The sequence below is a fragment of the Kitasatospora sp. NPDC052868 genome, from assembly GCF_044547105.1.
Lineage (GTDB): Bacteria > Actinomycetota > Actinomycetes > Streptomycetales > Streptomycetaceae > Kitasatospora.
The window spans coordinates 80,417-92,228 of record NZ_JBITZW010000001.1 but is presented as its reverse complement, the minus strand read 5'-3'; the positions used below and the strand labels follow the sequence as shown (position 1 = coordinate 92,228).

Here is an 11,812-nt window from a genome sequence, read left to right as displayed (position 1 = left end):
ACCGGCCAGACGGGTACGAGGTTCAAATCGGTATCGCTCACCCGTCCACCCATCCCTCCGCTCACCCGTCCGAGTGATTTGACAATCATTTCCATCTAACCTGAGAATGGTTGTCATGATGATCCGACGACCCGCCCGCACCGCCATAGCCCTGACCGCGACCGCCGCAGCCGCCGCCCTCCTCACCGCCTGCGGCGGGGACAGCAGCGCCCAGGGCACGGACGGCAAGCTGGACGTCGTCGCCTCCTTCTACCCGATGGAGTACCTCGCCTCGCAGATCGGCGGCGAGCACGTCAAGATCGTCGACCTGACCGCCGCCGGCGTCGAGCCGCACGACCTGGAGCTCACCGCCAAGCAGGTCGCGAGCCTCCACAAGGCCGACGCCGTCCTCTACCTCAAGGGCCTGCAGCCCACCGTGGACAAGGCGGTCGCCGACTCCGGCGCCAAGCACGTGGTCGACGCCACCGCCGCCAGCCCGCTGGTCGACCACCACCTCGCCGAGAGCGCCGAGGAGGGCGACGGCCACCAGCACGAGGGCCCCGCCGGCGACCCGCACATCTGGCTCGACCCGACCCGCTACGCGGCGGTCGCCAAGAGCGTCGGCGCCGAGTTCGCCAAGGCCGACCCGGAGCACGCGGACGACTACCGGAAGAACACCGACGAGCTGGTCGGCAAGCTCACCGGCCTGGACCAGGAGTTCCGGGACGGCCTGAAGAACGCCACGACCAGGACCTTCGTCACCAGCCACGCCGCCTTCGGCTACCTCGCCGAGCACTACGGCCTCACCCAGGTCGCCATCAACGGCGTCGACCCGGAGTCCGAGCCCACCCCGGCCCGGCTGGCCGAGGTACAGAAGGCCGCCAAGGAGAACGGCGCCACCACCGTCTTCTTCGAGACCCTGGTCAGCCCCAAGCTCGCCGACACCGTGGCGAAGGACCTCGGCCTCAAGACCGCCGTCCTGGACCCGCTGGAGGGCGTCAAGGAGCCGGCCAGGAACGACTACCTGACGATCATGAAGCAGAACCTGGCCAACCTGCAGGCCGCGCTCGGCGCCACCAGCTGACGGGACGACAGCACCGATGACCTCTCCGATACCCCCGGCCGTCCGCCTCGGCAACGCCGTCGCCTCCCGCGGCGGCCGGCCGGTGCTGCGCGGCGTCGACCTCACCGTCCAGCCCGGAGAGGTGGTGGCCCTGCTCGGCGCCAACGGCTCCGGCAAGTCCACCACCGTCAAGGCCGTGATCGGCACCGTTCCGCTGGAACGCGGGAGCCTGGAGCTGTTCGGCACGCCGTTCGCCAGGTTCCGCGCCTGGCACCGGATCGGGTACGTGCCGCAGCGCACCACCGCCGCCTCCGGCGTCCCGGCCACCGTCCGCGAGGTGGTCTCCACCGGGCGCCTGCCGCAGCACGGGCTGCTGCCGTTCCGCCGCAAGGACCGCACGGCGGTGGACCGGGCCCTGGCCGCCGTCGGCATGCTGGACCGGGCCGGCGACGGCGTCGCCGACCTCTCCGGCGGACAGCAGCAGCGGGTGCTGATCGCCCGCGCCCTGGTCGGCTCCCCCGACCTGCTGATCATGGACGAGCCGATGGCCGGCGTGGACTCCGCCAGCCAGCAGGTGCTCGCCGACACCCTGCGCACCGAGGTGGCCCGCGGCGCCGCCGTCCTGCTGGTCCTGCACGAACTCGGGCCGCTGGAGCCGCTGATCGACCGCGCGGTGGTGCTGCGCGACGGCTGCGTCGCCCACGACGGCCCGCCCGTCCCGGGCGCCGGCCTGCACGCCCTGCCCGGCCACGACCACGTCCACCCGCACGCCGACCACACCCCGCCGAGGCTGCTCGCATGACCGAGATGCTCTCCTACGACTTCATGCAGCGCGCCCTGCTCGCCGCCGTGCTGGTCGGCATCACCGCACCCGCCGTCGGCATCTACCTGGTGCAGCGGCGCCAGGCGCTGATGGGCGACGGCATGGGCCACATCGCGATGACCGGCGTCGGCCTCGGCTTCATCTTCCAGACCAGCCCGGTCTGGATGGCCGTAGTGGTCTGCGTGCTCGGCGCCATCACCATGGAGCTGGTCCGCTCGCGCGGCAACCAGCGCGGCGACATCGCCCTCGCGATGCTCTTCTACGGCGGCATGGCCTGCGGCAAGCTGCTGGTCTCGAAGTCCGCCCAGGCCGGCGCCGGCTCCCTGGAGAGCTACCTCTGGGGCTCCATCCTGACCGTCTCCCCCGGCGACCTCGCCACCATCGCGGCACTCGGCGCGGTCGTCATCGCCGTCACCGTGGGCCTGCGCCGCCAGCTCTTCGCGATCTGCCAGGACGAGGACTTCGCCCGCGTCACCGGCCTGCCGGTCCGCCTGCTCAACCTGCTGCTCGCCGTGATGGCCGCCGTCACCGTCACCGTCGCCATGCGGGTGGTCGGACTGCTGCTGGTCAGCGCCCTGATGGTGGTGCCGGTGGTGGCCGCCCAGCAGCTCACCCGCTCCTTCGCCGCCACCCAGGCCGGCGCCATCGCGCTCGGCGTGGTGGTCTCGCTGGCCGGCGTGGCCGGCTCCTACCAGACGGACGTCCCCTCCGGCCCGGCCATCGTGCTGCTCGCCATCGCCGTGTTCGCGGTGTTCAGCGTGATCGCCGCCCCGCTGGCCCGCCGCCGGCACCGGCGGACGGCCGACGCCGGACCGGTGGTCTGCGACGTCCAACTGCCCGCGCCCGGTACCTCCGACGAGACCGACCCGGGCCGGAGGGCGGGGCTGGCACAATGAGGTGCGAGACGCCCACACCCCCAGGAGGACCCACGGTGACCACCGCAGGCCCGTCGCCGCGCGCCCGCTCGACCCGGCAGCGTGCCGCCGTCTCGGCGGCCCTGGACGAGATCGAGGACTTCCGCAGCGCGCAGGAGCTCCACGACATGCTCAAGCACCGGGGTGACTCGGTCGGCCTGACAACGGTCTACCGCACTCTGCAGTCGCTCGCCGACGCCGGCGAGGTCGACGTGCTGCGCACCGCCGACGGCGAGGCCGTCTACCGCCGGTGCAGCAGCGGGCACCACCACCACCTGGTCTGCCGGCTCTGCGGTGCCACCGTCGAGGTCGAGGGTCCGGCCGTGGAGCGGTGGGCCAACTCGGTCGCCGCCGAGCACGGGTTCACCGACATCGCGCACACCCTGGAGATCTTCGGCACCTGCTCGGAGTGCGCCGCCAAGGCCTGACGCCGGTACGCCGAGGGGCCCGTGGGATCGTCTCCCACGGGCCCCTCGGCGTCTGGCAGTACCGGCCTCAGCGCTGGGCGGGCAGCTCGGTGGCCAGCGGCACCTCGTTCGGGATCGCCCCGCCGAAGCGCCGGTCACGCATCGCGTACTGCTCGCAGGCGCGCCACAGGTCCCGGCGGTCGAAGTCCGGCCAGAGCACATCCTGGAACACGAACTCGGCGTACGCGGACTGCCAGAGCAGGAAGTTGGAGGTGCGCTGCTCGCCGCTGGGACGCAGGAAGAGGTCCACGTCCGGCATGTCCGGGTGGTACAGGTACTTGGCGATGGTCTTCTCGTTGACCTTCTTCGGGTCCAGCCGGCCGGCCGCCACATCGGCCGCCATCGCCGCCATGGCGTCCGCGATCTCGGCCCGGCCGCCGTAGTTGACGCACATGTAGAGCGTGACGGCGTCGTTGTCCTTGGTCTGCTCCTCGGCGACCTGGAGCTCCTGGACGACGCTCTTCCACAGCTTGGGCATCCGGCCGGCCCAGCGGATCCGCACGCCCATCGCGTCCATCTCGTCGCGGCGGCGGCGGATGACGTCCCGGTTGAAGTTCATCAGGAACTTCACCTCGTCGGGCGAGCGCTTCCAGTTCTCGGTGGAGAACGCGTACAGCGAGATGTTCTTCACGCCGAGCTCGATCGCGCCCTTGAGGACGTCCAGCACCACGGACTCGCCGACCTTGTGGCCCTCGGTACGCGGCAGACCGCGCTCCTTGGCCCAGCGGCCGTTGCCGTCCATGACGATCGCCACGTGCTCGGGGACGAGCTCGCCGGGGAGCTTCGGCGGCGTGGCACCGCTGGGGTGCGGGGTCGGGGGGAGGTACTCCCTTTGCTTGCCGCCGCCGAAGAGCCGTCGCGCTGCCATGTGCTCACTTCTCCACGTATCTCATCGAGCGGATGCCCCGCTCAAGGTGCCACTGCAGATAGGCCGCGACCAGGCCGCTGCCCTCCCGCCAGTACCTCGGCTCGCAGCTGTCGGCCGTCTGCCAGTCCCCTGACAGCAGCGCGCCGAGCAGTACCAGTGTCTCAGGGGAGGGTACGGCACAACCGGGTACCCGGCAGTCCCCGCACAGCACCCCGCCCGCCTGGAGCGAGAAGAACCGGTTCGGGCCGTCCAGCCCGCACTTGGCGCAGTCGGTGAAGCTCGCGCCGTAGCCGTTGACGGCCAGCGAGCGCAGCAGGAAGGCGTCCAGCACGAGGTGCGACTCGTGCACGCCGGCGGCCAGCGTGCGCAGGCCGCCGACCAGCAGCAGGTACTGCTGGACGGCGGGTTCGCCCTCGTTCTCGGCGAACCGTTCCGCCGTCTCCAGCATGGCCGTCCCGGCGGTGTACCGGCCGTAGTCGGTGACGATCGAGCCGCCGTAGGGGGCGATCGTCTCCACCTGGGTGCAGAGCGGCAACCCGCGGCCGATCAGGTCACTCCCCCGGCTGAAGAACTGCACGTCCACGTGGGAGAACGGCTCCAGCCGGGCGCCGAACTTGGACTTGGTCTTGCGCACGCCGCGCGCCACCGCGCGCACCTTGCCGTGCTGGCGGGTGAGCAGGGTGATGATCCGGTCGGCCTCGCCGAGCTTCTGTGCCCGGAGCACCACGCCGTCGTCCCGGAACAGGCTCATGCCGCGGCCCCGCGGCCGTCGAACAGTGTGGACATCCCACCATTGTCCCCCAGGACCTCGTGGCCGGCGGCAGCCGTGTGCCCGCACCGGGGCCGAGGGGGGACGACCGGTCGGTGCGGGTCACGGCGGGCCCAGGTGGGGGCACCTCCCGGCCGAGGGCTGAGGTGGGGGAGGGTCGGGCCCGGTATGTGGGGGTCTGCGGGATCGGACCAGCGCGGCGGGAGCCTGCGGGAGCCTGATAGCGGTGAGCGGTGAGCCGGGCGGCGGGGTCAGCGCGAGGCGCGGGTGGCCGCCTCCAGCAGCGCCCCGACCCGCGCCTGCGGCAGGTCCAGACAGCGCCCGACGGCGACCAGCGCCTCGCGCTCCTGCGGGAGGTAGCGGCCGTCGGCCAGGGCGATCGCGGCCCCCTGCAGCAGCAGCCGCTCCCGGCCCTGGTGAGCCAGGTGCGGGGCGAGCGGTTCGAGCACCGCGTGCAGCTCCACGGCCAGGCCGCCAGCCATCCCGTGGGCGTCGTAGAGCTCCCCGCCGAGGCCGGAGAGTGCGGCGAGCGCGGCCAGCACCTGGGCCTCGCCGCAGTCCTCGAAGCCGGCGTCCCGGACGGAGCCGCAGGCCGCCTCGCGGGCCGCCCGGTGCGCGGTGCCGCCGGCCGCCAGCAGGGCGAGGGCGATGGTGTACTGGGCGTCGCGCAGCATTCCGGCCAGGCGGACGCAGGTCGGCTGCTCCAGGCTCTCCACGCCGTAGCGGCCGCGGCAGGAAGTGCACTGCACGCTCCCGATGACCGGGCCGAGCGGGAGGACCGGGGTGCCGAGAAGCCGCAGCCACCGCCGGCCGTGCTGCCGACGGTAGTTGCGGTCTCCGCCACAGCCTGGGCAGAAGAAGTCGCCGAGAACGTCAGTCCGCCACCGCGGGCGAACACCCCACAACCCTGTCACGGCGCCACTCCCCAGACATGGCAGGCGGCCTGCACAACAATGGGCAGGTCACGCGACCGGACTCCGCGGCCGTCCCACCGACCCGGTTTTCCGGTGGATCGATGTTGCCACGGTTACCGGCACGTGTCAGTACCCCCAACGGCTTCCGATCCGAAAAAATGTGGCGCAGGACACAGCGGCCCGCCGCCGGCCGCCGGAAACGGCGGCGGGCCGCCCCCAGGGGACGGCCCGCCGACACTCACCCGTACGAACTACCCGCGCTGCGAGCGGTTGACGGCGCTGATCATCGCCTTCAGCGAGGCCAGCACGGTGTTGCCGTCGATGCCCACGCCCCACAGCACCTTGCCGTCCACGGCGCACTCGACGTACGCGGCGGCCTGGGCGTCGCCGCCCTCGCTCAGCGCGTGCTCGGCGTAGTCCAGCACCCGTACGTCCACGCCGATCTGCGCCAGCGCGTCGGCGAAGGCGGACACCGGGCCGTTGCCGGAGCCGGTCAGGACGACGGGCGCACCGTCGACCAGCGCCTCGGCGGTCAGCGCGTCCCGGCCGTCCTCGGTGGTCAGGCTGCGCGAGCCGCTCAGCGCGATCCGGCCCCACGGGTTGTCGGTGGTCGGCAGGTACTCGTCCTGGAACACCGCCCAGATGGCGGCCGGGGTGACCTCGCCGCCCTCGGCGTCGGTCTTGGCCTGGATGATCCGGGAGAACTCGATCTGCATCCGGCGCGGCAGGTCCAGCTTGTGGTCGTTCTTCAGGACGTACGCGACGCCGCCCTTGCCGGACTGGCTGTTGACCCGGATGACCGCCTCGTAGCTGCGGCCGACGTCCTTCGGGTCGATCGGCAGGTACGGCACGCCCCAGACGTGCTCCCCGACCGGCACGCCGGCCGCCGCCGCGTCCGCCTCCAGGGCGTCGAAGCCCTTCTTGATGGCGTCCTGGTGCGAACCGGAGAAGGAGGTGTACACCAGGTCGCCGGCGTACGGGTGGCGCGGGTGCACCTCCATCTGGTTGCAGTACTCGGCGGTGCGGCGGACCTCGTCGATGTCGGAGAAGTCGATCTGCGGGTCGACGCCCTGCGAGAACAGGTTCATGCCCAGGGTGACCAGGTCGACGTTGCCGGTCCGCTCGCCCTGCCCGAACAGGCAGCCCTCGATGCGGTCCGCGCCCGCCAGGTAGGCCAGCTCGGCGGAGGCGACGGCGGTGCCGCGGTCGTTGTGCGGGTGCACCGACAGGCAGACGTGCTCGCGGCGCGACAGGTTGCGCGACATCCACTCGAACTGGTCGGCCTGGACGTTCGGGGTGGCCCGCTCGATGGTGGCCGGCAGGTTCAGGATGATCTCGCGGCCCTCGCCGGGCTGCCAGACGTCCATGACCGCCTCGCAGACCTCCAGGGCGAAGTCCAGCTCGGTGTCGACGAAGATCTCCGGCGAGTACTGGTAGCCGAAGACGGTGTCGTCGCCCAGCAGCTTGTCGGCGTACTCCATCACCAGCCGGGTGCCGTCGGTGGCGATCGCCTTGGTGGCCGCCTTGTCGTTGCGGAACACCACCCGGCGGAACAGCGGCGCGGTCGCGTTGTACAGGTGCACGGTCGCGCGCGGGGCGCCGACCAGCGACTCGACGGTCTTCTCGATCAGCTCCTCGCGGGCCTGCGTCAGCACCGAGATGGTGACGTCCTCGGGGATCGCCCCCTCCTCGATCAGCGAGCGGACGAAGGCGTGGTCGGTGGCGCCGGAGGACGGGAAGCCGACCTCGATCTCCTTGTAGCCCATCGCGACCAGCAGGTCGAACATCTTGCGCTTGCGGGCCGGCGACATCGGGTCGATCAGCGCCTGGTTGCCGTCCCGCAGGTCGGTCGAGAGCCAGCGCGGCGCCTTGGTGATCACCTTCGACGGCCAGGTGCGGTCCGGCAGGTCGACGGTGCCGAACGGCAGGTAGCGGCCGTGGCGCATGCCCGAGGGCTGCTGGCGCACGGTGGCGGCGGTGATCGGGGTCGCGCGGTCGACGAAGGCGCGACCGGCGGGGATGGACGCGGCGGAGCTCTGCTCGGTCATGGGAGGTGACTCTCGGCTTCCTGTGGTGCGGGGCTGGTCGGGGGGAGGTGGACACCCGACTGGCCGGCCTGCTGCCGCTCGCGACCCCTCATTGGATCGCCCGTTCCTACGCGCACAGCACAGTCCCCGCGGCGAGGGAGCCGGCCCTGGTGGACTACAGGCCCTCGACGCGGCAGCTAAGAAGGAGCAGCCCGTTGCGCATGATGTTCACAAGCGTAACCCAGCCTCGCGCGCCCCCGAAGTGAGCCCGGCGACATTTCCACCCCTTGAGACGGCGGGCACTTCCGTCCGCGCCGGTGACAACACGTCATCGAGGCCTCACCCTTGGCCACATGACAGCAGACCTGCCGCTCTGCGCGATCGTTCCGCCGTTCATCCTGGACCGCCTCGCCGAGGACGGTCACACCCCCGCCGCCCGCTCACTCGCCCTGGACGCCGTGCACCGCGCGGCCCGCCTGGCGCCCGCCCCTCCCCCGCCCGGACCGGCCCGGCTGGAGCGGGTGATCGCGGACGCCGGGCACGCCGAGCGGCTGCCCGGCCGCGTCGTGCGCCGCGAGGGCCAGAACCCCGGCACCGACGACTCGGTCAACCATGCCTACGACGGCCTCGGTGCGACCTTCGCCCTGTTCTCCGAGGCGTACGGGCGCCGCTCGATCGACGACCAGGGCCTACGGCTGGACGCCACCGTCCACTACGGCCGGCACTACGACAACGCCTTCTGGGACGGCCGGCGGATGGTCTTCGGCGACGGGGACGGCGTGATCTTCGGCGACTTCACCGCCTGCGTGGACGTCATCGGCCACGAACTCTCCCACGGCGTGACCCAGTTCACCGCCGGCCTGGAGTACCAGGGCCAGCCCGGCGCGCTCAACGAGTCCGTCTCCGACGTGTTCGGCTCACTGGTCAAGCAGTACGCGCTGCGGCAGGACGCCGCCGACGCGGACTGGCTGATCGGCGCCGGGCTGCTCGCCCCGGGCGTCCAGGGGGTGGCGCTGCGCTCGATGAAGGAGCCCGGCACCGCGTACGACGACCCCCGGCTCGGGAAGGACCCGCAGCCCGCCCATCTGCGCGACTACGTGCACACCGCCTCGGACAACGGCGGCGTGCACATCAACTCCGGCATCCCGAACCACGCCTTCTACCTGCTCGCCACCGCCCTCGGCGGCCCGGCCTGGGAGTGCGCGGGGCAGATCTGGTACGACGCGCTGACCGGTCGGCGGCTGCCCGCGGACGCGGACTTCGCCGCCTTCGCCCGGGCCACCGTCGCGGCCGCCCGGGACCGCTACCCCGAACCCTCCGTCGCCGACACCGTCACGGCGGCCTGGGCCCGGGTCGGCATCAGCCCGGGTTGAGGCGGGCTTAGGGCGAACCTTAGGTCAAGGTCCGGGAAAACGTCGGCAAACGCCATCCCTGCGTAGCACCATGGACACCATGCGTATCCAGGTGACCCGGACCGGCGGCCTCGCGGGACACGTCCGCCGCGCGGCGCTCGACACCGCCGAGCGTATCGACGCCCCGCACGTCCACGCACTCGCCCGCGAGGCCGTCGCGGGCGGGCTGCGCGCACCCTCCTACGGGGTGCCGGACGGCTTCCACTACGAGATCACCGTCGACGGCCGGACGGTCCACTGCGCCGACCCCAAGCTGACCGACTCGCAGCGGGAGCTGGTCTCGCTGGTCCTGCGCGAGGGCGCCTGAGCGCCCCCGCGCGGCCGGGCGCGGGCCACCCCGCCGGCCGGCCTCAGATCCAGCCGTCGAGCGAGGCCATGAAGCCCTCGTGGTCGTCCCGGTGGATGGTGTGGCCGCTGTCCTCGACGGTGCGCACCTCGTAGCCGAGGCCGCGCAGCTCCTCGGCGTCCTCGGGGGTGATCAGGAAGCTCCGCCCGGGCAGCTGGACCAGCGAGGGGACGGCGGGCGCACCCGGCAGCCCGGTCGGCTCCTGGTGGCCGGCCAGGGCGAGCGCGCTGTCCGCGTCCCAGGCCGCGACGGTGGCCAGCTCGACGTCCACGTCGACCTCCTCCCAGCGCGGGCTGAGCAGCTTGATCTGCTCCCGGGAGGCCCGCTTGAACAGGGTGAAGGCGGACGGCGTGAACAGGCCGGGCTGGGCGAACTTCCAGGCCGGGTCGGAGTAGACGGCCCGGGCGGGCTTCAGCCGGTCGACGGCGTCCAGCAGGGCGAGCCCGCCCAGCGAGTGGCCGATGGCGAGGTCCGCGCCGACCGGCAGGGTGTCGACCAGGTCCTGGGCGAACAGCTCGGGGCCGTACCGGTCCACCGGGGTGGCGCCCTCGCCGCGCGGGCTCGCACCGTGCCCGCGCAGGTCCACGGCCACCACCCGGTAGCCGCGCTCGGCGAGCGCCGGGCCGACCCTGCGCCAGGTGCGGTGGTCGGACATGATGCCGTGCACCAGGAGGGCGATCCGGTCGCCGGAGCCCCACTCGTGGGTGTTCAGCCTCATTCTGGTGGAACCTCTCTGCTCTGCCGTCACGGTCCGGTCCGCCGTCACGGTCTGGTCTGCCGTCACCGTCTGCGCCGACGTCGGTCCGCCGTTTCCGGGCGGGGGTCGACGAGGGCCACGGCTCAGCGAACACCCCGGACGGGTCCGAGGGCCAGCGCCGCCGTCCGAGACGACCGTCACTGCGGCCGTCACCGCGGGCCGCGACGCGCGAGGGCCCGCCCGGACGCGGTGGTCCGGACGGGCCCTCCCCGGCCCTGTGCCGCCGGGGTCCTGCAGAGTCCTGCCGAAGGTGCGCGGGGCTCAGAAGCCCAGCTTGCGCAGCTGCTTCGGGTCGCGCTGCCAGTCCTTGGCCACCTTGACGTGCAGGTCCAGGTAGACCGGGGTGCCGAGCAGCGCCTCGATGTGCTTGCGGGCGGTGGTGCCGACGTGCTTGAGCCGCGCGCCCTTGGCACCGATCACGATGGCCTTCTGGCTCTGCCGCTCGATGTAGACGTTGGCGTGGATGTCCAGCAGCGGGCGGTCCGCCGGGCGGCCCTCGCGCGGGATCATCTCCTCGACGACCACGGCCAGCGAGTGCGGCAGCTCGTCCCGGACGCCCTCCAGTGCGGCCTCCCGGATCAGCTCGGCCACCATGATCTGCTCGGGCTCGTCGGTGAGGTCGCCGTCCGGGTAGAGCGGCATGCCCTCCGGGAGCAGCTTGGTGATCAGGTCGGCGACCAGTTCGACCTGCTTGTCGCCGACCGCCGAGACCGGGATGATCTCGGCCCACTCGATGCCCAGCTCCGCGCCGAGCTGGTGGACGGCGATCAGCTGCTCGGCCAGCCGCTTGGAGTCGACCAGGTCGGTCTTGGTGACGATGGCCACCTTGGGGGTCTTCTTGATGTCGGCGAGTTCCTTGACGATGAACTTGTCGCCGGGGCCGAGCTTCTGGTCGGCGGGCAGGCAGAAGCCGATCACGTCGACCTCGGCCCAGGTGCTGCGGACCAGGTCGTTGAGCCGCTCGCCGAGCAGGGTGCGCGGCTTGTGCAGGCCGGGCGTGTCGACGAGGACGAGCTGGGCGTCCGGGCGGTGCACGATGCCGCGCACGGTGTGCCGGGTGGTCTGCGGACGGTCGGAGGTGATCGCGACCTTCGTCCCCACCAGGGCGTTGGTCAGGGTCGACTTGCCCGCGTTGGGCCGGCCGACGAAGCACGCGAAGCCGGAGCGGTACGAGGAGGAAGGGGCACTCATGCGCCCCATTCTCCCTGATCACCGGGAGCGCGACGGACCAGCCTGCCGACGGCGTGCCCGTTCAGCCCTTTCCACCCCCTCCGAGCGAGGCGATTCCCATGATCAGGACGAGCAGGAGGAACGCCACCGAGCCCCAGAGCCAGAACGGCGAACCGGTCTCCTGCCACTTGCCCATCCCCATCACGCCCAGCAGCAGCCCCGCGAAGAACGCGAACGTCCCCATCTCCCCAGCCCCCTCAGCACGTCCCACTCCCGGTGAGATTATCTGCCGTATTCGGGGCT

Annotated in this window: 13 protein-coding genes; 6 read left to right on the top strand and 7 right to left on the bottom strand. The window is 72.1% G+C overall.

Annotated elements, in window-relative coordinates:
* The first annotated feature begins 115 nt into the window (after positions 1–115).
* The 4 genes from ACIGZJ_RS00415 to ACIGZJ_RS00400 are packed head-to-tail and all read left to right on the top strand — an operon-like array spanning position 116 to position 3,207.
* A complete protein-coding gene (locus ACIGZJ_RS00415) occupies positions 116–1,063 on the top strand; it encodes a metal ABC transporter substrate-binding protein (protein ID WP_396455219.1) in 948 nt (315 codons plus the stop codon).
* Positions 1,064–1,079: 16 nt separating this feature from the next.
* Positions 1,080–1,844, top strand: coding sequence for a metal ABC transporter ATP-binding protein (locus ACIGZJ_RS00410; RefSeq protein WP_396455218.1), 765 nt, complete (start codon positions 1,080–1,082; stop codon positions 1,842–1,844).
* Complete coding sequence (locus tag ACIGZJ_RS00405; RefSeq protein ID WP_396455216.1) at positions 1,841–2,761, top strand: metal ABC transporter permease; 921 nt, start codon at positions 1,841–1,843, stop codon at positions 2,759–2,761. The genes ACIGZJ_RS00410 and ACIGZJ_RS00405 overlap by 4 nt, the downstream gene beginning before the upstream one ends.
* A gap of 35 nt (positions 2,762–2,796) precedes the next feature.
* Positions 2,797–3,207 carry a Fur family transcriptional regulator gene (locus ACIGZJ_RS00400; RefSeq protein ID WP_392927124.1) on the top strand — a complete coding sequence of 137 codons (411 nt, stop codon included), beginning with the start codon at positions 2,797–2,799 and terminating at the stop codon, positions 3,205–3,207.
* A gap of 67 nt (positions 3,208–3,274) precedes the next feature.
* Here ACIGZJ_RS00400 and ACIGZJ_RS00395 read toward each other — a convergent pair whose 3' ends face one another.
* The 4 genes from ACIGZJ_RS00395 to leuA form a co-directional block, all read right to left on the bottom strand.
* Positions 3,275–4,114 (bottom strand): isoprenyl transferase, encoded by an 840-nt coding sequence (locus ACIGZJ_RS00395; RefSeq protein ID WP_392927121.1) that lies wholly within the window; start codon positions 4,112–4,114, stop codon positions 3,275–3,277.
* A 4-nt stretch (positions 4,115–4,118) separates the two neighbouring features.
* On the bottom strand, positions 4,119–4,865 hold the full coding sequence (recO, locus tag ACIGZJ_RS00390) for a DNA repair protein RecO (RefSeq protein ID WP_392927118.1): 747 nt from the start codon (positions 4,863–4,865) through the stop codon (positions 4,119–4,121).
* Between the two features lie 269 nt (positions 4,866–5,134).
* Entirely contained in the window at positions 5,135–5,632 is a 498-nt protein-coding gene (locus ACIGZJ_RS00385; protein ID WP_396455213.1) for a TerB family tellurite resistance protein, read from the bottom strand.
* 416 nt (positions 5,633–6,048) lie between these two features.
* Positions 6,049–7,845, bottom strand: coding sequence for a 2-isopropylmalate synthase (gene leuA, locus ACIGZJ_RS00380; protein ID WP_396455211.1), 1,797 nt, complete (start codon positions 7,843–7,845; stop codon positions 6,049–6,051).
* 332 nt (positions 7,846–8,177) lie between these two features.
* On the opposite strand from leuA, the gene ACIGZJ_RS00375 reads away from it, so the two are divergent.
* Both ACIGZJ_RS00375 and ACIGZJ_RS00370 read left to right on the top strand, forming a co-directional pair.
* A complete protein-coding gene (locus tag ACIGZJ_RS00375; protein ID WP_396455209.1) occupies positions 8,178–9,197 on the top strand; it encodes a M4 family metallopeptidase in 1,020 nt (339 codons plus the stop codon).
* A gap of 79 nt (positions 9,198–9,276) precedes the next feature.
* A complete protein-coding gene (locus ACIGZJ_RS00370; protein ID WP_392927107.1) occupies positions 9,277–9,543 on the top strand; it encodes a protealysin inhibitor emfourin in 267 nt (88 codons plus the stop codon).
* Positions 9,544–9,586: 43 nt separating this feature from the next.
* Here ACIGZJ_RS00370 and ACIGZJ_RS00365 read toward each other — a convergent pair whose 3' ends face one another.
* The 3 genes from ACIGZJ_RS00365 to ACIGZJ_RS00355 all read right to left on the bottom strand — a co-directional run bounded on the left by ACIGZJ_RS00365 (position 9,587) and on the right by ACIGZJ_RS00355 (position 11,753).
* The gene (locus ACIGZJ_RS00365; protein WP_392927105.1) at positions 9,587–10,300 is read right to left on the bottom strand and encodes an alpha/beta fold hydrolase; all 714 of its coding nucleotides are present in this window, start codon (positions 10,298–10,300) and stop codon (positions 9,587–9,589) included.
* A 300-nt stretch (positions 10,301–10,600) separates the two neighbouring features.
* Positions 10,601–11,530, bottom strand: a complete 930-nt coding sequence (gene era, locus ACIGZJ_RS00360; protein ID WP_387939814.1) for a GTPase Era — start codon at positions 11,528–11,530, stop codon at positions 10,601–10,603.
* Positions 11,531–11,591: 61 nt separating this feature from the next.
* A complete protein-coding gene (locus ACIGZJ_RS00355) occupies positions 11,592–11,753 on the bottom strand; it encodes a hypothetical protein (protein ID WP_396455206.1) in 162 nt (53 codons plus the stop codon).
* Positions 11,754–11,812 lie beyond the last annotated feature (59 nt).

What these genes read in the sequence shown, in the direction of transcription:
- ACIGZJ_RS00415 (WP_396455219.1), top strand. Translation starts at nt 116, where the DNA reads ATGATGATCCGACGACCCGCCCGCACCGCCATAGCCCTGACCGCGACC.
- ACIGZJ_RS00410 (WP_396455218.1), top strand. Translation starts at nt 1,080, where the DNA reads ATGACCTCTCCGATACCCCCGGCCGTCCGCCTCGGCAACGCCGTCGCC.
- ACIGZJ_RS00405 (WP_396455216.1), top strand. Translation starts at nt 1,841, where the DNA reads ATGACCGAGATGCTCTCCTACGACTTCATGCAGCGCGCCCTGCTCGCC.
- ACIGZJ_RS00395 (WP_392927121.1), bottom strand. Translation starts at nt 4,114, where the DNA reads ATGGCAGCGCGACGGCTCTTCGGCGGCGGCAAGCAAAGGGAGTACCTC.
- recO (WP_392927118.1), bottom strand. Translation starts at nt 4,865, where the DNA reads ATGAGCCTGTTCCGGGACGACGGCGTGGTGCTCCGGGCACAGAAGCTC.
- leuA (WP_396455211.1), bottom strand. Translation starts at nt 7,845, where the DNA reads ATGACCGAGCAGAGCTCCGCCGCGTCCATCCCCGCCGGTCGCGCCTTC.
- ACIGZJ_RS00375 (WP_396455209.1), top strand. Translation starts at nt 8,178, where the DNA reads ATGACAGCAGACCTGCCGCTCTGCGCGATCGTTCCGCCGTTCATCCTG.
- ACIGZJ_RS00370 (WP_392927107.1), top strand. Translation starts at nt 9,277, where the DNA reads ATGCGTATCCAGGTGACCCGGACCGGCGGCCTCGCGGGACACGTCCGC.
- ACIGZJ_RS00365 (WP_392927105.1), bottom strand. Translation starts at nt 10,300, where the DNA reads ATGAGGCTGAACACCCACGAGTGGGGCTCCGGCGACCGGATCGCCCTC.
- era (WP_387939814.1), bottom strand. Translation starts at nt 11,530, where the DNA reads ATGAGTGCCCCTTCCTCCTCGTACCGCTCCGGCTTCGCGTGCTTCGTC.
- ACIGZJ_RS00355 (WP_396455206.1), bottom strand. Translation starts at nt 11,753, where the DNA reads ATGGGGACGTTCGCGTTCTTCGCGGGGCTGCTGCTGGGCGTGATGGGG.